A 23,701-nucleotide genomic window follows, 5' to 3' on the forward strand; every position below is an offset into this window, starting at 1 on the left:
TATGTACCTCCTAGCAAAAGTATTTTTCAATGATAAGCTTTAAACCATCTTCATCATTGCTCGCTGTGATTTCATCTGCGTATTTCTTGACATCTTCGGGCGCATTCCCCATAGCAACCCCTAGTCCCGCATTTTGAAGCATATCTATATCATTGTAATAATCCCCGATGGCAACGGTTATATCTCTAGTAAAATTATAATATTCTAATATTTTATCCATCGCGCTGGACTTACTTACTTGCGGTGCCATGATCTCCAAGTAGGTTGATTTTGATTTATATACAGTAAGTTTAGGATAATGCTTGGATATGTCTGCCTGCAGATATTCAATGTGTTTCGGATTGCCAATACACAACATCTTATTCATCTCTACTTTTTTGATCATCGCTTTAAGTTCACAAAGGTTAGGTTGAATAGATGTAATCCCTGACTCTTGCAAAATAGCTTCATCTAAAGCTTCAGCATACCATTCATCCTTGTTATAAAAACTAATAGTAATGTCGTAATCCGGTTGAATCAATGAATAAACGCACTGGATCTCCTCACTACTCAATGGGATATTTCGTATGATTTCCCGATGGCCATTAGACTGTAGTGGGCCAAGTACAAGGGCTCCGCTAAAGCAAATCATAGCTTCATGCGTCCCTATTTGATTCTGATAGGGTTCTATACCTTTGGGCATCCGCGCAGACACAAGGACAAATGGAATATTAGATCGTCTTAATGATCGAATCGCCTTCAGCGTTTCTTGGCTTATTTGAGATTTTGAATTCAACAAGGTTCCATCTATATCGCTAAATAAAATCTTATAGTTCACGATTTACACATCCCTTCTTAATTTTCTGCAACGATCAATTTAATCTGCTTATCGTTCATTAATTTCACAAATAAGTCTGGTGGTTTGTGATTGGTAATGACCATATCGATCTCTGCCCAATCCACGCCTTTAAAATAGCTCTCTTTCATAAACTTCTGAGTATCTGCGAGAACGATATTCTTAGCAGATTGCTTAGCTACCCGTTTTTTGACCCTGGCGTCCTCCAGATCGTCATAGAAGATGCCTTGCTCGGTAATGGCAGCTGCTCCTAGAAAGGCTGTATCATAATGCATAGATTCTAATTGATTGACGATATCCAGATCAACGAAAAATCGGTTACTGTGATGCAAACGACCACCAAATACATATAAAGTCGAGGTTGGTTTTTCTGAAAATATGGCCGCATTATCTAGTGAATGCGTAAACACCTTAATCGGTTGGGTTACTAATTCAGCCAAACAGTTAACCGTAGTAGAAACATCAAAAAAATAATGTTTGTGATCCTCAATGAATCTTAGAGCACTTATCCCTATCGATCGCTTATCAGCCGAAAATGATTCTACACGTTCCCGATAAGCTAACAGCTTATCATTGAGCAGCGGAAGTGAGATCCCGCCATGGGTACGAATAGCTGCTCCTTCCTGAACCAATTTAAGGATATCTCTGCGTGCCGTGTCCCTGGATATATTAAAGCGATCCATAAGTTCATTCACTGAAAGGCTATGCCGTTCATTTAACCATTCAAGCAATTTAAGCAATCTATCCTCTTGATACATAACGCCCTCCGCTTCGTAAGTATATATAAGTATTATTATACATTTTTTAAGTATTTTCAAGTATTATTTTACATATTTCCGCTTCCTTATAAGTCATTGATAATAAATGGTTCTATCGAAGACCTTAAATGTAGGGCATTCGTGTTTAAGCCGCCGTGGCTTTTCTTGCAATATTAGAAAGGTTGAGCTGACGCTCAGAACTTATACTTTTCAAAATTATAAAATAAAAAAGACAATCCGCACTTGGATTCTCTTTTTATTTATAATATTTACTTGTAAGGGCATGAAGGCAGAGCAATAATGGAGGGGCCTCCACCTGATGATAGCCTCGGGGGCGAGCACTGTCTCAATCCTCCACAGGGAGGGCTCCCTGCCGGTCACGCGGTACCATGATATCCTGTCTCTGAACTCACTCGTGATGCACTCAACTATTTCAGGTCACACATTAAATTTACCAATACTACTGTGTACCCGTTTAACGAGATATCCAAGATTTTGAAATGCAGAGTTGACATTTTCGACGGAACCAACTTGCTCTTGTGTCGTTGCTGTGATTTCCTCAACTAATGCTGCATTTTGCTCTGCAATTGCAGACAAGCTGTGCATCGTATCTAAAATAACCGTTTTATTTTCTTCCATGTTATTACCTGACACAATTAATGCTTGTATGATTTGAACAGATTCATTTATAGCGGTTAAGATATGTTGATACTTTTGTTCTACAATCGCTACACTCTGGGACTGTTCACCCAAAATGGTAGATACTCTCTCCATTGACTGAACGGAATAGTTGGAATTGGTTTGCAACTCCTTCACAACTTTATTGATTTCTTTAACCGAGAGAGACGTTTGTTCCGCTAATTTTCGAATTTCACTTGATACAACTGAGAATCCACGGCCGGCCTCTCCTGCGCGTGCAGCTTCAATTGCTGCATTCAATGCTAGCAAATTAGTTTGTTCAGCTATATCGGCAATGCCCCGGCTCAATCCATTAATCTTTTCCGAACTGCTATTTGTATTCACAATGCTATTAAATATTTCATTTGATGCGGATATAGTTTCTTTGTTTTTTGCGGTCAGACTTTGGATAACTTCCAGACCTTCATTAACAACAATATTTATATTTTCTGAAGCAATGCCCATTTTCAACAAATTTTTATGTGTCGTCTCAATAATTTGACCAATTTGAACTGTATTAGAAGCTCCTTCTTCAGTTTTTTGCGCTTGTTCCGTTACACCGCTTGAAATATCTTGAATACTTGTCGATATTTGATCTGCTGACTGTACCATCTCACCGGAAACGATACTTAATTTAATTGAAGATTCATTAACCTTGCTAATAGCCTCCGTCATCTCGCATATTAAATTTCTAAAATTCGTAACCATAAGAACAAAGGACTTGTATAATGTACCGATTTCATCGTGGTTATTAGAATATTTGGTTTCAATATTTACATTCAAATCCCCTTTTGCCATTTGTTCGGCGACTTCAGTGATTTGCAAAATTGGTTTAGACATGCGATTTGCGAAAATAGATGCGAAGACTAATCCAAATATAAATAGTAATAAAGTGACTGATATGGTTGTTTTTGATATAACTTGAGCCTTGTTTTCATAAATGACTCTTTGTTCTTTGCTGTAATTGTCAACCATATCTACAATCTGATTTAAAGTTAGTTCTGTTTCATTAAGTTGTATATAGACTTCATTGTTTACTTTTCCTTCCCTGTTTGCCTCCTTGCGCAAAATTTCAGAAGAGACAGAATTGGTCCACTTATACAAATTTTTCTCTAACTCAAGGAATTTTTCTTGGAATGATTGATTAGTTTGTATGTCCGTTGCTTTTTTCATCTCTTCATTGGTGAGAATAATCTTTTTAGCTTCGTTGAGCAGCAGCTTAATTTCTCTTATCTGCTCAAGATACTTAGTCTTATTATTGAGGTACTGCTCATTTCGAACCTCTATGTTCATCGTTTCTCCGAAGTAATGCATGGCTTGATAAAACCCTTTATTCACATCTACAATTTTTAATTTGGAATCAGATACTACATCATATGAGTTCCTGATAATTTCCTCTGTACTCTTTATATTTATTTGTGATAAAGCAATTATCACAACCCCTAGCAAAAAAATAGGCAGCCCGAACGATACCATTAACTTCTTTTTTAAATTTAAATGAAAGTTTATAGTTTTTTTCAACTTTACCCACTCCTGTTGTAGCTTTTTCTTTAAATAATTCTTCTACCAAACTTTCCCTCAGGGTATGGCTACTCCGTCCACATAATAGGTTTTAATACTATCTACATTAATAAAACCAAAATCTCCGTCACTATCGTCATCTACAATCAACAAATACATTTCTTGTCCAATATATTCAGGCAAATAAATGGCATAGTCCGCATAGTTATTAGTATAAGCGAGTCCTTTATCATACTGACTTACTTCGGCAATACCAGGATCCAAAAAGAATGTATTGGGCTGCTTAAAAATGATATCATTCGTTTTGGCAAGGCAAACAGCGACATATGTCTTTTCGATATCTCTGGCGGCCCCCATTTTGAATGTGATGGTACCATCACCCGATAACCTAAAAGTAGAAGATTGTAATTTCCCTACTTTCTGTTCGCCTGTAATAACTCCATTCAAATGATACTTACCTTCATGTTGAAAGGGGATATTTTCATCCCAGAAAGTTGCGGTATCTACAACTGTTTCATTGCTGAAGGCATCTCCTTCTACAACGGTCCATCCAGTTAAGTCCCCTGTCTCAAAGTCACCATTTATAATTTGAGAATTACTGATATTGTGAAGCGAGTTATTGCATCCTGTTATGAATATCATCCAAATTATACATATTAACCAATAATAAAAAGAACGATTTGTAATAACCTTCATTGTTTGCACTCCTTGAAAAAATAAATATGGTGAATAAGTTAAACGATTACGTACCTGTTTGAGAACTCCCTTTAATGTCGGAATACTCCTTGCTTGAGCTTCTAATTTTGAGTGACAAATTACCTTTCCTTCAGAATCCATTAGTTAAACGATTACGTAGGGAATATGATGCGTTCATCAACATGGTGTTTTGGTTAGAAAATATCCCCTCCTTTTAGGAGATGAATATATCGAATGAAATGATTACTCCAATACATTCACATTTCTAAAATCAGTTCTGCTAAAGGTAATGCTACTATATATTATCGAAAATACCACGCTGATTATTAAGTGTTTTCACTGTATTTTTCATTCCATTTATTATCGTTCTTCCAGAGTTGTTTAGAAACTGTCACTTCATAATTAATGAAAAACCTGCCCGCGGAAATAAAGAACTAAATAAAAGCTAGTGCCGATTAATTTCGGCACTAGCTCAGCTTATTAGTTTAATATAAAAAATATATTACGGCGATACCACTACAGGAACATTAACATCATCTACGTTCAGATGTCCAAAGCCACCTGTTGCTTGATCAACAATTTTAATATAGCATGCTGTACCGATAAAAGCTTCAGCATTCCAATGAACTCGGCTGTAGGCTTCATTATTATTTCCTGTAGCTTTCATCAATTCCACACCATCGGAAGCGCGAACTAATGCCACATACAAGTTGTTTAGATCATGGCCGCCGCCAATGAGGAAATCGATAGCACCGTTGCCTCCCAGCGTAAATGTCTCTGACTTCAAGACTCCCACTTGGTCATCTCCACCGTCCTTGAAGCCCCAAAGATGATACGTTCCGTTCTGGTTGAACGGTCCTCCCCAGCCCCAATCGGTATCAGTTGTAACGTCCCCTGCGTTGAAGGCATTGCCGCTTACAACGGTCCAACCACTCAAATCGCCGCTCTCAAAGTCATGATTTGTAAGCTCCCTCAACTGTACATGGGTAGTCGTAACAGCTAGCGAAGCGCTTGATGCAGACAAATTACCGGCGGCATCATACGCCTTCACCGTATACGTGTACGATGTACTTGGAGCCAAGCCATTGTCCGTAAAATTTGTTGCTGTAACAGCACCCACTTCAACATCATTACGATACACACGATAGCCGACAACACCTACGTTATCGGTAGAAGCGGACCAGGTTAATGATATGGATTGAGCTGAGGTTGCCGTAGTCGCGACATTACTCGGAGCAGTCGGCGCAGTCGAATCAGTGGATGACTGCTGGGTCGGAACGTTGACATCATCTAAATTAATATGTCCAAAATCCCCTGTCGCATTGTCTACAACCTTGATATAGCCTGTTGTTCCGATATGTGAAGCTGCATTCCACTCGACACGAGTATACTCCTCATTGTTGTTACCGGTAGCCTTCATGAGCTCGACCCCATCCGAGGCGCGGACAAAAGCAACATACAAGTTGTTCAGATCCTTGCCGCCGCCAATGAGGAAGTCAATCACACCGTTGCCTCCCAGCGTAAATGTCTCAGACTTCAAGATTCCCACTTGGTCGTCTCCACCGTCCTTGAATCCCCAAAGATGGTACGTTCCGTTCTGTTTGAACGGCCCTCCCCAGCCCCAATCCGTATCAGCAGTAACGTCCCCTGCGCTGAAGGCATTACCGCTTACAACCGTCCAACCACTCAAATCACCGCTCTCAAAGTCATGATTCGCAATTCCTTGCGGCTCGCCCGGAGTAACCGTTTCTGTCGTAACACTCAAACTGTTGCTAGCCGCCGACTCATTGCCTGCAGCATCTACTGCTTTTACGGTGTACGTATAAGCAGTGCTCGCGTTCAAGCCAGAATCGGTATAGCCGGTTGCAGCCGACGTACCTATTTTCGTACCGCCCCGATAGATGTTATAGCCCGTTACGCCCACGTTGTCGGTTGAGGCTGTCCAAGTTAGCGAAACCGAGGTCGATGTTTTCGAAGATGAGGCTAAGTTCGTCGGTGCGCTTGGCGCCTGAGTATCCGCAGCCCCCGCATTAGTTGTAACACTCAAACTGTTGCTAGCCGCCGACTCATTGCCTGCAGCATCTACAGCTTTTACGGTGTACGTATAAGCAGTGCTCGCGTTCAAGCCAGAATCGGTATAGCTGGTTGCAGCCGACGTACCTATTTTCGTACCGCCCCGATAGATGTTATAGCCCGTTACGCCCACGTTGTCGGTTGAGGCTGTCCAAGTTAGCGAAACCGAGGTCGATGTTTTCGAAGATGAGGCTAAGTTCGTCGGTGCGCTTGGCGCCTGGGTATCTGATGGCCCTGAGTTTTGAACAGGAACAATGAAGTCATCTACATTCAAGTGACCCCAACCGTCGCTTCGCTCGTCGACAACTTTAATATACATAGAAGTACCGATATGCTCCGTAGCATCCCAGTATCTCCGTGTATAAGCTTCTGTCTCCCCCTTATTACTTTGCCAATTCCAATAGGTTCCTGGACCTGTAGACCTGAACAGCTCTTTGCCATCGGAAGCTCGTACGAAGGCTATGTACAGCTTGTCAATATCCGAACCGCCGCCTACGAGGAAACTGACTTGTCCGTTTCCGCCCAGTGTAAAGACTTGCGATTTGAGTACGCCAGTCGAAGCATCTCCGCCGCTTAAATTTCCCCATAGATGATAATTGCCCTTATGATTGAATGGTTGGTTATCCCAAAACACAGCTTCGTTAGTAACGGCTGCATTCGTAAACGCATTGCCGCTCTCCACGATCCAACCACTCAAATCGCCGGTTTCAAACCCGCCGTTGGTCAAGTTCACGGAAGCTGGTGGAGTTGCAACGGTTACTGTGCTTGAGCCCATTTTAGATCCGTCCCGCGTTTTAGCCGTTATCGTTGCCGTTCCGCTTGCTTTACCTGTTACTACGCCATTATTGACCGTTGCAACGGAAGGGTTGCTAGATGTCCACGTTACATTTTTATTTGTAGCGTTAGCAGGAGCTACAGTCGCATACACCGACTTCTTGCCGCCGACTGTTACCTGTAGACTAGCCGGACTTAGTGTCACTCCGCTTACGGGCACCGTTTCATAAGCCGAATTCATTCTCCAAACCTTAAGGGATTTTACTACAATTGAATTCGTGTTCGCATCGCCCCACAGTTGCAGGCCTTTCGCATCGTCCCTTGTGGAGTATGTGCGTGTCGTAATAGACTTTAAGCCGTTCAGGTACGATTCCAGCATCGACTTATCAAGATAGAGATGAAGCTTGACGTTTTCGCTTCCAATGTCAACTTTCCCCTTCTGGATGCCTTTGCTAGTACCCGCTACCGTCTTCGTTCGATCGACACCGTATTCATCTGTGCTGTTCTTGTAATAAACAAGCGTTTCCTCTTCGCTGTTCGGAGATTTTCGAACTTTGATACCGACTTGATCCGCCGAGCCTCGAGCAAGCTCCAACTCAATCTCGAGCGTATCGCCTGTTATGGAGGAAAGCGCTTGGTTGGCCGCCGCGAAGCTGGTATCAGTCGTCATATTGAGAAGTTGTTGACCACGCAGCGACTGAAGCTCATCGATCGGTTTGATACCCAAGCGACCGTCTGCCCTAAGGGATAATTCCACTGGGAGTCCTGCGTTATGAGCCCAGCCAGCATCGGATTCCTCCTGAGATGGACGCTCGCCTTGTGCGATAGTAAACATAATATTGCGGCCGGTCGCCGGATCCGTAAATCCGCTTGGTCCTGTAAATTTGAAGTCGCCAAAGTCCATGAGCTGCGGCTCGGGGTGGTCCGGGATGAATTTGGCCGTGCTGCTGTTCCAGCTTCCAATCCAATAGTAAACTTCTACGTCGGCTCCGGGCCCGACCGGACTGATCGCCAGTACGTGCTTACCCTTGCCAAGAGGCAGCAGGACAGGCAGCTCCCACACGGCACCCAAGTACGGATATTCCGCTTGATTGGTCTGATAAAGCGGACCGCGATACATCCAATTCATCAGATTCGGGTCCGTCGTCGAGTAAACGGCAGCCGTTCCTCCCTGGCCTTCAATCCCCGTACCGACGAACATGAACCAAGTAGATCCATCTTTAAACACATAAGGGTCCCGGAACTCACCGAGTTTTCCTTGACCAGGCTGCTGGGCAACGGCCAGCTTCCTTTCTTTCACCCAGCTCTTCAGATCATTATCACCGTCTGTTTTGACCGTGCTGCGTGCGACGCCGACGTTCTGATTACTGCTGATATACGGCTTGGAATCGTTGCCTGCGGTAAAGAAAAGCGTTGGATTGCCACTGTCGTCCAATACAGCCGTACCTGTCCAATCTCCATCGGGATCTGCTTGGAACAGCTCTGGAGCAAGGGCCGGGGGAAGATCTCGCCAATGCACCATATCTTCGCTCACCCAATGTCCCCAGTGCATGTTGTGCCAATAAGGACCGTGTTGATTGTTCTGATAGAACAGGTGGTACTGTCCATTGTAGTAGAGAGGCGCGTGAGGCTCATTCATCCAATGTCCCGGAGCAATGGCATGATACGTCGGGCGATGCTTGTCTCCGCTGTATACACTTCGATCAAAGCTTAAGTTAGGCGTCGGTACATTGCCGCCTAGCTGCGTCAAGTAGCTCTGATAAGCGCTCTCAGCTTCCGCTGCACTATAGGCGCCGCTGTTTATTTTCAATTCGTCAATTAGGCCGTTGAACATATTGAGGGGGAAGGCGGCGAGCTGTGTGCTCTGATTGTTTTTGCCGATCAGCAAAGGATTGGATGAATGCGTTATAGTGGAGTTCGCTGGAATAGTACGAGATGCAACTTCTTTCCCGTTCAAGTACAGCTTCATGGTGCCTGCTGTGCCATCCACCGTCGCAACAATGTGAGACCATTCGAATTTGGGTAATGGCTCATGGGACCATACTTCATACCATTGGCCCTTTGAGCCGATTTGGAAAGACCACGCTCCATGCCGGAACATACCTAGCAGAAACCCCTGCTTGCCAGGCTTATCATGCTGGTTAACGATCGCTGAAAGTATTCCGTTGTCTCCCCATTCATATGCGCGAGGAGCGACCCATGCCTCTATCGTCATGGCGTTCGTTGGAGTCTGGATCGGATTATGCGTTACCCAATTGGAGTAGCCATCGAAGAGCAGGGCGCTGTTCGATATACCGTCGCTTCTCCAGATCGGATCGCTTGATGGCTTGTACACCGCGTTATTGTGAACATAATGAATGGCATCATTTAAAGCGCTTACAGTTTCCTTCGTCGTTTTCCCTGTACCTTCATCAAATTTCCAGCTCGCAATTTGTGTTGCAGCAGCCTCGGTATGCTGTACCGGTATAGACACCACAGCCATGGCTAAACAGAGCACAGTACTAAGCGTTCTTTTTTTCAATTGCAATCCAATTCCTCCTTAAATGAGTATTCGGGCTTTCTCGAAACAAAATAATGCCGATACTTGTATCCCCTCCTTAGACGTTTACGAGTCTGGTAATCCGTTGGTAGTTTTTCTAGTCAAACGATTACGTAAACGTTTACATAGCTTATTGTAAGTATAAACAGAAAAATCGTCAAGAACTTTATTCCATTTATAAAAAATATTTGAAGACAAAAACCCCCGCGAGACATTACTCGCAGGGGTGTCCCTCTTAATTAATAAATTCGATTGTCGTCAGGAATCGCTTAAGAACAACTGCCGATTCTGCTCGTGTCAAATGAGCGGACGCATCTATAGTAACCGTTGACCTGCCTTGAATCAGTTTTGCTTCCAGCAGCTCAACGATTGCAGGCTTTGCCCACGCACCGATCTCATGCGCATCGACAAAAGACTGAAGCTGCTGATCACCGCCAGTTCCTGCGCCCAGTTTTACACCTATGAAAGTAGCCGCACGTGATAGCATAACGGCCATCTCAGCCCGGGTAATTTGCTGGTTCGGCTTGAAGGTTCCATCTTCATAGCCGCTGATAAGGCCAGCCTTAACGACAGCGCCTACAGCTCCTGCATACCACTCACTCGCTACGATATCGGAGAACACCGTTCCTTTATTCGGTTGACTAGATAAACCGAGACCACGCGCAAGTATCGCTGCAAATTCTGCTCGAGTTACTTTCCGCTCAGGCTCATAGCTCTGTTCGCTTACGCCCTGAACAATATGCTTGGAAGCAAGCAGGTGAATCTCTTCCTTGGCCCAATGCTCCTTAGCGTCCGCGAAATCTTTGTTGAAATCAACAACCGTATATATGCTGTTGCCATTGCGTTTAATGGTAACAACCGTTTTTCCATCCTTCCGTTCAAACGTAGATGGTACGAAAGATATTTCACCCGTTTCAGGAACGTACATGACGGCTGTAATCGTGTCGAGTTTGCCACTAGCATCGATGGTCATCGATCGAGATACATAGAGATTCCCAAAATCCTCAATCTCCGTCGCCACATCGTCCTTTTCCGCCAGCACCTTGAAGTCATAGGCTCCGGCAAGCAGTTTCATGGAAGACGCCGCTGCTTGCGAACGGATAACTTCAAGCATTCTTTCGGTTTGAGGCTCGATAGCAATTTGAATATAATCCATCTCACCCGTCATCGAAGCATGCTTCAGTAAGGCAAGCGGAAGGTCATAAGTCACAATACCACTTTTAATGGTGATGACCGATTCAGGAGATACCTTTGCAGCATCTTGAAGTGCCGCAAAGTCTAACGAGAGCTGCAAACTCTCCTTATCTTGAACCGGAACTTCAATCATTACATTTTTGCTGGAGCTTGCTTGTATCGAACTGAACAGGCTTTTAAGCGTTTTGGCATCGATAACCGCTTTGGCAACGGTTTGACCATTGGCATTGGTTACTCTCTTGATGTGATCTGCGCTAAGCGACAGGACCCCTTTGATTGGAATCGGTGCCGTTATTGTCGCCGAAGACCCGCTACTGCCACCCGAAGTTTCAGGCTGCGGCCGCGAAACCTGTACAGGCACATTCACATCATCGATGTTCAGGTGTCCCCATCCGCCTGTATGCTCATCTACAAACTTGATGTACAATTGCTGACCTTTGTATGCTGACGCATCCCAGATTACACGACGGTAAGCCTCATTATCCTGCCCGGTAGCCTTCATTAGGATTTGATTATCGGATGCTCGGACCAGAGCAGCATATAAAGTATCGATATGATTGCCACCGCCAATCAGGAAGTCAATCCTGCCGTTTCCTCCGAGAATGAATGGTTCCGACTTCAATGAGCCGGTCGCTAGATCACCGTAGTCAGGATGTATGCCCCACAGATGGTGACGCTCCGGATCCTTACGATCCCAGGATTGCCCGAATGGCCCTCCCCAGCCCCAATCATTCCTTTTGGTAACATGTTCGTTCGTGAAAGCATTGCCTTCTGCCGTCCAGCCTGTCAAATTACCCAGCTCAAAATCATGATTTGTAAGTTCTCCCACGGCTTCCGTCTGAGGAACTGTATCAGGCCAGTAGGCCTTAGCTGTACTGTTGTATGCAGAATTCATCAGCCATACCTGCAAACTTTGAATCTCTGCTTCCCCGCCTTCGCTCCACAGCTTCAGGCCTAGTGCATCGCTTCGAGTAGGATATACTCGTGTAGTGATGCTATTCTTACCATTCGCATAAGCCTCTACCATCGAACGGTCCAAGTAAATATGAAGGCTAAGAACATTGTTATCCAGCTCCATATGGCCGCTGTTCATACCTTTTTGTACATCCGGATCAAGAGAAGTTTTCCATCTGTCGACGGCAAGCTCCTTCTTGTCCACATCATAATATAGCTTTGTTTCTTCCTGCCCGTCTGCTGTAGCTCTTAATGAAATTCCGAGTTTTTTAGCTGTGCCGATATTGGCTTTAAGCACAATTTCGAGCATGTCGCCTTGTACTTTCTGCAGTTCCGTATTCGCTGATGCCACACTCGATTGTTCGACATCTATAAGCTTCGGACCCCGCAGTGAATCCAGCTCCTGAATCGGCTCAACGCCCAGTGTATGGTCGCCGCGAAGCGACAGTACAACCGGAAGGCCTGCATTATGCGCCCAGCCCGAATCGTAATGCTGCTGTTCTGTTCGGCGGTCCTGAGCAATACTGAATAAAATGGATCTGCCTTGATTGTCAATCATACCGCTTGGCCCCGTGAAATGTTCGCCAAAGTCGAACAGTCTCGGCTCCTCGTGATCCGGTATGAACTTGTGATTCTCTTTGTCCCATGTTCCGATCCAATGGTATACATATTTCACATTGTCCTCATCATAATGATCAAACCAAGGATTGATTAGGAACACATACTTCTTATTACCGCTGCTGTCTTCGCCAATCGGTAACAGCACCGGAAGCTCCCATACTTGACCCGTCTTATGATATTTCTCATAATCGCCAACAAAGAATGGCTTCTGGTAGGTCCAATGGATCATATCCGTGGAAGTGTACATCAATGCTGTTCCGCCTACGCCCTTAATACCCGAGCCGACAAGCTGATACCACGTATCGCCATCCTTCCACACATAAGGGTCACGGAAATTGCCGTACCATACCTCACCTTCCTCAGCGTGAAGATTAGGTGCCTGCGTAGTGACTGGAGCTCCATGGTACACCCACTCTTTCAGGTTCACATCTCCGTCTTCTGCATACGTGCTTCTGGCAAGACCTGTAGCCTGATTCGGAGTCGCTTTGTCATTACCTGCTGTGAAGAACAGGGCGGGGTTTCCATTATCGTCCACAACCGCATTCCCGGACCACACGCCGTCTGGTGTTTCAGAACCGCCATCCGGCGCGAGTGCGACCGGCATATCTTCCCAATGCACCATATCATCGCTTACCGCATGCCCCCAATGGATCTGGTGCCAGTAAGGTCCTTGAGGATTGTTCTGATAAAATATATGATACTTGCCTTGGAAGTATAGCGGCCCATGTGGCTCGTTCATCCAGTGTCCGGGCGCTATAAAGTGATATTGAGGACGGTATCTGTCACCATCATATACGCTGCGGTCGAAATCCAGCTCCGGTGTAGGTGCAGTCCCGCTTTCAAAGCCTGACTTCACGGCCAGATAACCGTTCTTCACTTCTTCATCGGTTAAAGCTTTATTATATACTTTCAACTCATCGATCAAGCCGTTAAACATGTTTGCCGTAAATACGCCTCCGATAATGGCTCCGGAGTTGTTCTTGCCGATGATGAAGTCAACATTCGCAGGCGTAATGGCGAGCTTCTTCTCAGCGATGGATGTGCCAACCAATTCACCGTTCAAATACAGTTTAAGTGCGCCTGTCGACTTGCTGTAGGTTGCCGCTACGTGCGACCATTCGAACTTCTTAAGCGGTTTATTGTCCGCTGCCCATACCTCGGTCCATTTGCCGTTAATCCCAACCTGGAACGACCATTTGCCATGACGTCCCATCCCGAGAATATAACCGGCGCGTTTAGCGCTGTCATACTGGTTAACGATGGCGGAAAGCTTATTTTGATCTCCCCACTCGTATGATCTTGGCGCTACCCACCCCTCGATGGTTAACTCATCACCGGGCTTCGCGATTTCGTTTGCCGGTCTAGTAACCCATGTGGAATATCCGTCAAACAGCAGTCCACTACCCGAAACCCCTTTTTTCCACAAGGGATCTGTGCTCGGCTTATACTTCGCTTCATTAAATACGTATTGTACAACATCATTGCGGTTACGTACCTGATCGTTAACTGACTTGCCTGTACCCTCATTAAAGCTCCAGCTGCCGATCAAGCCAGATCCGTTCACCACAAAATCATCGACATTGATGTGTCCGCTGGTGTTCCTATCCACGACTTGGATAAACAATTCTTGACCGATATAGTTTGTTGCATCCCATGTGACCCGCGAGTAAGACTCGGACTGCGTGCCGGTTGCCTTCATCAGAATCTCTTGATCAGAAGCGCGAACCAATGCTACATAGGACTGATCTATATTCTGGCTGCCCCCGACAAGGAACGAAATCATACCTGTTCCTGTCAGCTTGAAGGTCGAGGAGGTCAGCGTACCTGTCAGATGATCTCCTCCCTTCGAACCTAATGCATGATAAACTCCTGCATGTCCGTAAGAAGTATGAGAATCGCCATGCTCCATTGCATTCGTGACAGCATCGTTAAACGCGTCGCCTTCCACCCGCCAACCGCTCAGATCACCGGTCTCGAAGCCAGGGTTCTCGATATCTACTTTCGTACTCGAGTGCAAATTGACTGCAGTTACGCCATCTGTTGGAATCGACTCATGATGAGTGAAAAACGCATCCGCGAAGATCATACCCCAGTCCGACTTTGCATTATCAACAATTTCGAAATAAAATTCTTCATTCAAGTGATTGGACAAATCGGCTTTATATTGCACCATATTGGCAAGTCGCATGCCTTGGTCTACATTCGGGAAATGAATATCGGCGAATTCCGTATTCCCGTAACGTGCCACGAGCTCATCCGTATTTGCATTGTAAAGATCAATATAAACGAGGTCTGTATTCTTTCCTCCGCCAAGCTTAAAAGTAATCCAACCACTCCCGCCCAACGTAAATTTGGAAGAACGAAGAATTCCGGTTTTCTCTTCATTGTACATCCAGCCGTTCAGGTGGTACTGCCCTTCCTGATTGTAGGGAATCTGCTCGGCCCACCATGTTGTATCGCTGGATACGCTGCTTGGTCCAAAGGCTTCGCCGGCTACGACGGTCCAACCAAACAGACTTCCCCGCTCAAATCCCGGATTAAGAATTTCGTACGTTAATGGATCATGTAAATTTTTGGCCAGTTCGCCTACCACCGGAGATTCAGGATAGTAGGTTTGGAAATCATCTGCAAATAGGACACCCCAATCATTAACCGCGTTATCTACGATCTCAACATACAGACTTTCACCTAAGAAAGCTCGCAAATCAGCTTTGTACTGAACCATGTTCGCCAGACGAAGGCCTTGTTCCACATGCGGGAAGTTCACGTCGGCGAACCCGGTGTTTCCATACCTGGCTACCACTTCACCTGTATCAGCGTGACGTACATTCACATAAGCCAGATCCGTATTTTTTCCTCCGCCCAGCCTGAAGGTAATCCAGCCGCTTCCCTTCAGCTTAAACGTCGATGAACGCAGCTTACCCGTTTCACTTTCCGGGTATTTCCACCCGTTCAGATGGTATTCCCCTTCTTGATGATACGGAATCTTTTCATCCCAATAGGTCTTTTCGTTCGATATACTATCGGGTCCAAAGGCGCCTCCCTCTAGTACCGTCCAGCCAGTCAAGTCGCCCGTCTCAAATCCCGGATTGATGATTTCCTTCGGTGAGGCATCGTATAAGTTATCCGCTCTTAAAGCGCTCGACGGCTCACTTTCGTAATACGTTTCGAACGAGTCCGCGAACAGCAATCCCCAATCCTGGGTGCCGTTATCTACAATATCGATATACATATTTTGTCCGATATAGTTTCTCAAATCGGCTTTGTATTTAACCAGATTTGCTAGCCGAAGCCCTTTTTCCACAAAAGGAAAGTTAGCGTCGCTCCACTCTGAATTGCCGTAACGTCCAATGATCTCTCCGGTATCCGCATTATGAATTTCGATATAATTCTGATCGGTATGCCGTCCTCCGCCAAGCATAAAGGTGATCCAGCCCGATCCTCCAAGATTGAAAGTAGAAGAACGAAGTCTTCCCGTTTCCGTCTCCTGATATCTCCAGCCATTCAGGTGATAAGTGCCTTCCTGCTGATAGGGTATACCTTCCGCCCAGTAAGTCGTTTCATTCGAAACACTTTGTGGACCAAAAGCCCTGCCATCGATGACAGTCCAGCCTGTCAAATCCCCGGTTTCAAATCCCGGATTTTGAATGGTATTACCGTAAACCACAGAGGTTACGCTCCTGTTAGAGTAGACACTGGAGATGACATTGCCATACAGGTTCGATGTAACGTTACTTACTTCAAGGGAATCATTTGAATGGGAAAGACTTGATGCTGATGCCAATACTGCAGGATTGAACAGTGAACTGATTATTAACGCAATCATTCCAGTTCGTATTGATTTTGGTAGCATGTTACATATACCCCCAAACGGTTTAGTAAGTATCATCTATATGTGAATCCTTGCGTAATCGTTTACCTCTAGCCTATTATAGATCCCATCTCCCAAACTTCTACACTCATCAGCTCAATCGGCCCTGTTGACCATATCGCAACACCTAACGCATCTATTCTTGACGGATAAGTCCTTGTCGTCAAGCTCTTTATCCCATTTGCATAGCATTCGATCATGGAGCGGTCAACGTAGACTATGAATTGTAATGTCTCGCCATCCAATTGCAGACTCCCACCCTGAATGCCGCCAATGCGCTCCGTTGTTTCAAGCGTTGACCTCGTACGATTAACGGACAGCCATTCGCGCCTGGCATCATAGTACAGCAGTGTTTCTTCTTCGCCCTCTGGTGTGCGCCTCACACTAATTCCATACTGTTCAGCGGAACATTTCCCAAAGTGAATGTGAATTTCCAGCTGATCTCCCTTTACATCAGCTAAACGTCTGTTCATTCCATCCATATCGTCTGTTGCGCTCAACAGCAATTTCTTACGCAATTGCTGCATTTCCCGAATGGGCTCGATGCCAAGCAAATCATCATTTCTTAAAAATAGGGAGACAGGTATCCCAGCATTATGTGCCCAACCGCTGTCATAGTCGATTTCAGGAGTCCGTTCTCCTTGGGCGATCGTGAACAGAAGCGTACGGCCGGTCCGCGGGTCGACCATACCGCTGGGACCTGTAAAATGAAAGTCTCCTACATCTATCAATCTCGGTTCTTCATGATCAGCCTTGAATTGACAAGTATTCTTATCCCAACTACCGATCCAATAGTAGACTTCAATATCTGCCCCTTCTCCCCATGGACTGATCAGGAGAACATGTTTGTCTGAGTTGACATACTGGTCCTCCTTCTTAAAGGGCAATGGAAGGAGGACCGGAAGCTCCCACATTATCCCGAGAAACGGGTATTTCTCGTAATTGCTCACATATAGAGGGCCTCTCAGCTCCCATTGCGTCAGATCCCCTGTGGACGTATACACCGTAGCCGTACCGCCTTGCTTGTTTTCCCCAGTACCTGTGCCGACCAGCATATACCATATACCGTCCTCTTCCCATACGAATGGATCCCGAAACTCACCGAAAAGTCCCCCCTCTTTCTCCTGCTCCACGATCGGTTCCGGATGCTTGACCCAATGCTTCAGATCGTGATCGCCATCAATGGGAAAACAACTCCGGGCGAGACCGATAGTTTGAGTGGGAAATTTCGAATATTTCCCCCCCGTATAAAACAAAACGGGATTTCCACTTTTGTCGTGACAAGCACTACCGGACCAGATTCCGTCCGAATCGAAGTCATTACCCGGAGATAGCGCGGGCGGCAGATCCTTCCAATGCACCAAATCATCACTGATCCAATGTCCCCAATGAATATGATGCCAAAAGGGTCCGCGCGGATTGTATTGGTAAAATAAATGATACTGTCCATTGAAATAGAAAGGCGCATGCGGCTCATTCATCCAGTGGGATGGCGGGCTTAAATGGAACTGCGGTCTGTGCCGATCCTTTGCACGCAATGATCGAATTTCATTCCCTTCTATTGTTACTGATTCGGGCATTTTGTCACCGTTCATGTGCAGATAGGCAGCATAGAGTTCCTGAATATCCTCCGAATGAAGTGCAGTCGGATATACAGTAAGCTCATCCATAAATCCTTGGTAATGGTTCAGTGTAAATGCACCAGCAAGAACTGACCCCTGGTTGTTCCTTCCAATTATGAAGTCGCCGGCATGCGGTGTTATACCGCTGGAAGAGTCAATTTTCTTCTCCGCTACCTGTACTCCGTTATAGTACAATTGAAGGCGCTTAGACGCTTGATCATACGTTGCCGATAAAAAGGTCCATTTGTTAAGAGGTATAGGCCGATCATAAGACCATATCTCCACCCACTCGCCGTCAATACCCAGTTGCAGAGACCAAGCGCCGTTTTTGTATATCCCAAATATATACCCTTCAGCCGCTTCACGGTTATGCTGGCTTATAATCGCCGATAGCCTTTCCTCTTCTCCAAATTCAAACGAACTCGGTGCAATCCATACCGTTATGGTTAGCCCTTCAACCGGATGTTTAATTTCTTGGGAAGATCTTCTGATGTAGGTTGAATAGCCGTCAAACCAAAGACTATGGCCCGCTATACCCGGATGCCAAATGGGATCTACAGGCGCTTGATATCTTCCTGTCCGCAATGCAAATTCGATTCTATCCTCCTTACCGGAAACAGAATCTTTGACCACGGATCCCATTCCTTCGTCAAATCCCCACTTTGCTATGCTCGACTCACTCCACTTGGATATCATGGTTACTCTCTCCTTACAGTTTTAAAAGGATAACCCCTTATCTAGGTCCCTCTCGAAAAGATATCTCTTAAAGAAGAAGCCGGAACATACAGAATAGTTCCGGCTCGTCTGTGAATCCACTTACTTCTTTGCTTTCACATAACGGTCATAGGCGGATTGATGCACTTCAAGCAGCTTTTCAATACCCATTTTTTTCAGAGTCTCCTGATGTTCATTCCATTCCTGCTCAACTCCACCGTTCAAGAGCCACTTTGCACGCATTTTGTTCACATACGACGAAATATCCGGCTTCAACTTGTCAATCGTGTTCAATTCTTCTTCATTAAAAAATAAGTTAGGAAACTTTTCTTTTTCCATCTGTGGTATGTAAAGCTTTGTATTATCTTTAATCCGTTCTGTAGCACGCGGTTCAATATAATCAACCTTGTTTGTGTGCTCCGTCAGGAGCATCCCGATACCGTTGCTAATTGCAGTGCTTTGACGTGTCTCGCCGGGATTTTTCACCTCTTTTTGAATCAGCTTACCGCTCGAGTCTTTATCAAACCAGACCCCGATGGGGCCGAAGCGGGATTGGGCGGCAAACACCGGATCGTAGAAGGAATCCAGCCAAGCAGCCGTAATTTCCTTATTTTTATTTGCACTTGTTATGGTTACACCGTCGCGGCCAAATCCGCCGCCGTTATTCCAGCCAATAACCATGTCTTTGAATGGAGGCACGAGGACCCAGTGTTCTCCTCTTTCCGGTCCGGTTACATCATTCTTGTCCCACCATATCAAGGAACCGAGCGTTTCATCCTTTGTCTTGCCTCGAGCAAAATAGGTTTCATAGTTATGTGTGAACGCATCTTTATCAACAAGATCTTCCTTAAACCATTGATGCAGGTAAGCTGCCGCTTTCTTATAGCCCTCTTGCTGAGGCGCGAATTGTACTTTACCATTCACAACATTGAGGTGATCGATATAAGTCGGATTGTTAGGACGATGCGTCTTATCCGGCACTCCGAAAGCACCAAATAGTATGCCGATATCGCCCGTCCAGAAATTATCTATGTAGGTAAGCGGGATTTCATCAGCCTTGCCATTACCGTTCGGATCCCCCTTCTTAAAGGCTCTCAAAACTTCAGTATACTCGTCCATTGTCGTAGGCATTTTTAACTGCAGCTTATCCAGCCAAGCCTTGTTTATATAGATAAAGTTGGGATTTGAAACGATCTCCTGCTGGCCCGATCCGATTTCTTCACCATTCGGCAGTGCATATATGCTTCCGTCTGGTGCAGTAATTTGAGCTTTTATATCAGGTCTGGAATCTAGAATCGCCTTTAAATTCGGCATATGCTTTTCGATTAAGTCATTCAATGGGATGATCGTACCGTCTTTCGCATAACGAATTAATTCGCTATCCGAGAATCGACCGCTGAAAAAGAAATCAGGCAGGTTTCTACTTGCAAGAAGGATGTTTCGCTTTTCGATAAAGTCGCTTTCTACGATAGTGTCCCATTTGATTTGTACGTTCGTTTGAGCTTCGAGCGATTTCAATAATGGCTGATTATTAAAGTCACTCGGTGCCAGCGAGGGCCGGTGCGCAACCGCCTTCAACGTTACTTTCTCTTTGAGCGGGAAAGCCACGTTCGTTACTCCCGAGTCTTTCTGACTGGCTTCGGGGTTAACTTCCGTGTTTTCCGCCTTATTAGTGCAGGCCGACAGAGCAATGGAAGATACTAAGAGCGCCGATACAAGCAAAGATATTTTACTATTCATGTGTTTCGTATTCCTCCCTTTTATATTTCTTTGAATGATATGTTGAGCAAAATTAGTGACATGCTCACCTCCTTAACAAAGTACTTGCCGAATCAGCCTTTTACCGATCCAATGAATACACCCTGAACAAAGAAACGCTGCAGGAACGGGTATAAGATCAACAAAGGCAGAGCCGCAACAATAATAACGCCGTATTTAATAAGCGATACAATTCGCTGCTTCTCAAGCGCTGTTTGAAGATCATCAACCAAATTGCCTGAAGGCTGATTCTGAATCAAAATATTTCGCAGGATGAGCTGCAGCGGATACTTGTCACTATCATCCAAATAAATTAAGGCGTCGAAGAATCCATTCCACTGCCTGACTACAGCAAATAACACAAGCACCGCTATAATCGGTTTGGACAATGGCAGAACAAAACTCCAGATGTATCTTAAATTCGTACATCCATCGATATTTGCCGCTTCCCGAATCTCTTCAGGCAACCCCTGAAAAAAGGTTCTTGCGACGATGATTACGAATGCATCCACTGCGGAGATCAGAACGACAGACCAAATGGTATTGACGAGCCCCAAATCTCTTACTAACAAATAAGTTGGAATTAATCCGCCGTTAAAAAACAAGGTAATCGTAAAAAATGTCATAAAAATAGGTCCGCCATAGAAATCTCTTCTTGATAGAGGATAAGCTGCCATTATAGCTAGAATTGAACCGATCACCGCTGACAAGGCTGCATACAGGATAGAATTTCGATATCCCATCCAGATCGCTCCATCACTAAATATCCGTTTGTAGCCTTCGAATGTGATTCCTTGCGGAAATAGCCATACCCCTCCTGAATTCACTTTGTTAGGGTCACTAAAGGAAGCAATTGCAATAAAATAGAGCGGATATATAATTAACAAGGCAAATCCGATCAGGATGGTATAGTTCGTAACATCGAATAAAATATCGCTTCTTGTTTTTTGTTTAATCGCGATCATATGCTCCTCCTCGATTAGAACAAGCCTCTGCCGGTAATTCTCTTCATTGTTTGATTAACAGTAACGAGTAAGATTAAATTAATTACGGCATTAAACAATCCAATGGCGGCCGAAAAGCTGTATTGCGCACGTTGTATGCCGATCTTGTACACATAGGTAGGAATGATTTCCGAGCTGTCGATATTCATGTCCGTTTGCATCAAGAACGCCTTCTCGAATCCAATGTTCATTAGATTCCCGGTCGCCAAAATAAACATGATCAGGATGGTAGGAGCAATTCCCGGCAGATCGATATGTCTTACTCTTTGCAGCTTGGAGGCACCGTCAACTATAGCGGCCTCATGAAGATGGGGATCTATACTTGTTAGTGCTGCCAGGTAAATAATCATCGCAAAGCCGGTGTTTTGCCAGATCTCCGTAAAAATATAGATCGGCCTGAACCAATGGGATTGAGCCATGAACAGAACAGGTTCTCCTCCGAAAGCCTGAATGATATGGTTGACAATACCGCTGCTCGGTGAAAGAAAGACGAACACCATTCCGACAAGTACGACGGTTGAAATAAAATATGGAGCGTAGATAGAGGTTTGAATAAACTTTTTTACTTTGAGGTGTACGACTTGGTTTAACATAAGGGCGATCAGAATCGGTATTGGAAAAGCAGTCAGTAATACCAGGACGCTTAAAAAAACCGTATTCATAAATATTTGCTTAAAATTGTATGATTCGAAAAATGCGACGAAATGTTCTATGCCTACCCATGGGCTATCCCATACTCCTTTAGCTGCCGAAAATTGTTTGAAGGCAATCAGAACACCATACATCGGCACATATCTAAAGATCAGGAAATATAATACTGGAGGTAAGATCAGCACATATAACTCCCAGTTCGTCCAAATGCGCTTAAGTACTCGACCTGGCTCTGATGACAAGTGATGCTCCCCTTTCTAATCAATCGATTACGTAATCGATTTTCTTTTTCCAAAATAGAAGGCTCGTGAATAAGCTAACACGAACCTCTGAGAATTAAGTGGGTGTTCAATCGGTACTCCTCATACTTCTTGTCCGGATGATCGATCCGATGCAGCAGGATCTCGGCGGCCTTCTCCCCGATTTCATAAGAAGGCTGCCGTATAACACTTAGCGGGGGGGCAGTTATCTGGGTCCAGTCATAGTCATCAAATCCGATAACCGCCAATTCATCAGGAATGGCGATCTTCTGCTCTTGAAGGTAGCAGACCGTTCCCATCGTAAGAACGTTATTCGTTACAAACAAAGCTGTGATTTTCTGTTCCTTCGACAACTGTTTGGCGCTTTCGTATCCGCTTTCAAAACTAGAACGTGCAATCTTTACAAGATTGTGATCATAGAGAATACCATGATCCTCTAAAGCCTCACAATAGCCTTTATAGCGTTCTTCACTTGTTGAGATGCCTAGTCCGCCTGTAATTAACCCAATTCTTCTGTGGCCCTTGGCGATTAGTGTTTTTACAGCGCCATAGGACCCGCCATAGCCATCTGCAACGACGCTGTCAGCACTGAATCCTTTAGCTCTTCGATCAACAAATACGATTGGATAATTAGTTGTCAGTTCTGAAAGAAACGTTAAGTCCTCTGCGATCGAAGCAATAATAAGCCCATCAATCTGTTTGGAGTTGAACATCCGAATCTGTTCTTTCTCCACATGTACGGATTCCGTAGTGTTTGTACTCAACAGAAAATGATAGCCGTGGTCTTTCAACTTGTTCTGAATACCTTGTGCTACGTTCATAAAAAAGAAATTGGACGTGTCTGATGGCAAAATCGGTACGATCAAACCAATTGTATTTGTTTTCTGATTTCTTAAGCTTCTCGCTACCGAATTAGGCTGGTAATTTAATAGCTTCATTGCCTTCTGCACTTTGCCTCTCGTTGCTTCCGATACAAAACGCGTGTTATTAATAACGTGAGAAACGGTGGCCGTTGAAACACCTGCCATAGCTGCGACTTGTTTTATGTCTGCGGATATTCATCTCGCCTCCTTGACCTTTCATCCCCCTGAGAAACTCCTATTGCTTCAAGCACTCATACTAGGCCAGCCGATCCTATCGACTGGCCTCGATTAGGATTGATTAATGCCTTACAAAGA

11 protein-coding genes are annotated in these 23,701 nt (G+C 44.9%); all 11 read right to left on the reverse strand.

What is annotated here, in order from left to right:
* Nucleotides 1-10 precede the first annotated feature (10 nt).
* The 11 genes from GSF01_RS02855 to GSF01_RS02905 all read right to left on the reverse strand — a co-directional run bounded on the left by GSF01_RS02855 (nucleotide 11) and on the right by GSF01_RS02905 (nucleotide 23,581).
* Nucleotides 11-817 (reverse strand): Cof-type HAD-IIB family hydrolase, encoded by an 807-nt coding sequence (locus GSF01_RS02855; RefSeq protein WP_159881509.1) that lies wholly within the window; start codon nucleotides 815-817, stop codon nucleotides 11-13.
* Between the two features lie 17 nt (nucleotides 818-834).
* Nucleotides 835-1,593, reverse strand: coding sequence for a DeoR/GlpR family DNA-binding transcription regulator (locus GSF01_RS02860; RefSeq protein WP_159881510.1), 759 nt, complete (start codon nucleotides 1,591-1,593; stop codon nucleotides 835-837).
* Between the two features lie 438 nt (nucleotides 1,594-2,031).
* Entirely contained in the window at nucleotides 2,032-3,792 is a 1,761-nt protein-coding gene (locus GSF01_RS02865; RefSeq protein ID WP_159881511.1) for a methyl-accepting chemotaxis protein, read from the reverse strand.
* Between the two features lie 57 nt (nucleotides 3,793-3,849).
* Entirely contained in the window at nucleotides 3,850-4,488 is a 639-nt protein-coding gene (locus tag GSF01_RS02870; RefSeq protein ID WP_159881512.1) for a hypothetical protein, read from the reverse strand.
* A gap of 502 nt (nucleotides 4,489-4,990) precedes the next feature.
* Nucleotides 4,991-9,817 (reverse strand): GH32 C-terminal domain-containing protein, encoded by a 4,827-nt coding sequence (locus GSF01_RS30170; protein ID WP_407945738.1) that lies wholly within the window; start codon nucleotides 9,815-9,817, stop codon nucleotides 4,991-4,993.
* Between the two features lie 292 nt (nucleotides 9,818-10,109).
* Nucleotides 10,110-16,496 carry a GH32 C-terminal domain-containing protein gene (locus GSF01_RS02880; RefSeq protein ID WP_159881514.1) on the reverse strand — a complete coding sequence of 2,129 codons (6,387 nt, stop codon included), beginning with the start codon at nucleotides 16,494-16,496 and terminating at the stop codon, nucleotides 10,110-10,112.
* Between the two features lie 68 nt (nucleotides 16,497-16,564).
* Nucleotides 16,565-18,832, reverse strand: a complete 2,268-nt coding sequence (locus tag GSF01_RS02885; RefSeq protein ID WP_159881515.1) for a GH32 C-terminal domain-containing protein — start codon at nucleotides 18,830-18,832, stop codon at nucleotides 16,565-16,567.
* Between the two features lie 120 nt (nucleotides 18,833-18,952).
* Nucleotides 18,953-20,590 (reverse strand): type 2 periplasmic-binding domain-containing protein, encoded by a 1,638-nt coding sequence (locus GSF01_RS02890; RefSeq protein ID WP_159881516.1) that lies wholly within the window; start codon nucleotides 20,588-20,590, stop codon nucleotides 18,953-18,955.
* Between the two features lie 92 nt (nucleotides 20,591-20,682).
* Nucleotides 20,683-21,573: a carbohydrate ABC transporter permease gene (locus tag GSF01_RS02895; protein WP_159881517.1), complete on the reverse strand. Its 891-nt coding sequence runs from the start codon at nucleotides 21,571-21,573 to the stop codon at nucleotides 20,683-20,685.
* A 14-nt stretch (nucleotides 21,574-21,587) separates the two neighbouring features.
* Nucleotides 21,588-22,505, reverse strand: coding sequence for an ABC transporter permease (locus tag GSF01_RS02900; protein ID WP_159881518.1), 918 nt, complete (start codon nucleotides 22,503-22,505; stop codon nucleotides 21,588-21,590).
* Nucleotides 22,506-22,579: 74 nt separating this feature from the next.
* Nucleotides 22,580-23,581: a LacI family DNA-binding transcriptional regulator gene (locus GSF01_RS02905; protein WP_159881628.1), complete on the reverse strand. Its 1,002-nt coding sequence runs from the start codon at nucleotides 23,579-23,581 to the stop codon at nucleotides 22,580-22,582.
* Nucleotides 23,582-23,701 lie beyond the last annotated feature (120 nt).

Origin of the sequence: Paenibacillus puerhi (assembly GCF_009846885.1) — a bacterium.
In the GTDB taxonomy this organism is placed as follows: Bacteria; Bacillota; Bacilli; order Paenibacillales; family NBRC-103111; genus Paenibacillus_G; species Paenibacillus_G puerhi.

What these genes read in the sequence shown, in the direction of transcription:
- GSF01_RS02860 (WP_159881510.1), bottom strand. Translation starts at nt 1,593, where the DNA reads ATGTATCAAGAGGATAGATTGCTTAAATTGCTTGAATGGTTAAATGAA.
- GSF01_RS02870 (WP_159881512.1), bottom strand. Translation starts at nt 4,488, where the DNA reads ATGAAGGTTATTACAAATCGTTCTTTTTATTATTGGTTAATATGTATA.
- GSF01_RS30170 (WP_407945738.1), bottom strand. Translation starts at nt 9,817, where the DNA reads ATGGCTGTGGTGTCTATACCGGTACAGCATACCGAGGCTGCTGCAACA.
- GSF01_RS02880 (WP_159881514.1), bottom strand. Translation starts at nt 16,496, where the DNA reads ATGCTACCAAAATCAATACGAACTGGAATGATTGCGTTAATAATCAGT.
- GSF01_RS02885 (WP_159881515.1), bottom strand. Translation starts at nt 18,832, where the DNA reads ATGATATCCAAGTGGAGTGAGTCGAGCATAGCAAAGTGGGGATTTGAC.
- GSF01_RS02890 (WP_159881516.1), bottom strand. Translation starts at nt 20,590, where the DNA reads ATGAATAGTAAAATATCTTTGCTTGTATCGGCGCTCTTAGTATCTTCC.
- GSF01_RS02895 (WP_159881517.1), bottom strand. Translation starts at nt 21,573, where the DNA reads ATGATCGCGATTAAACAAAAAACAAGAAGCGATATTTTATTCGATGTT.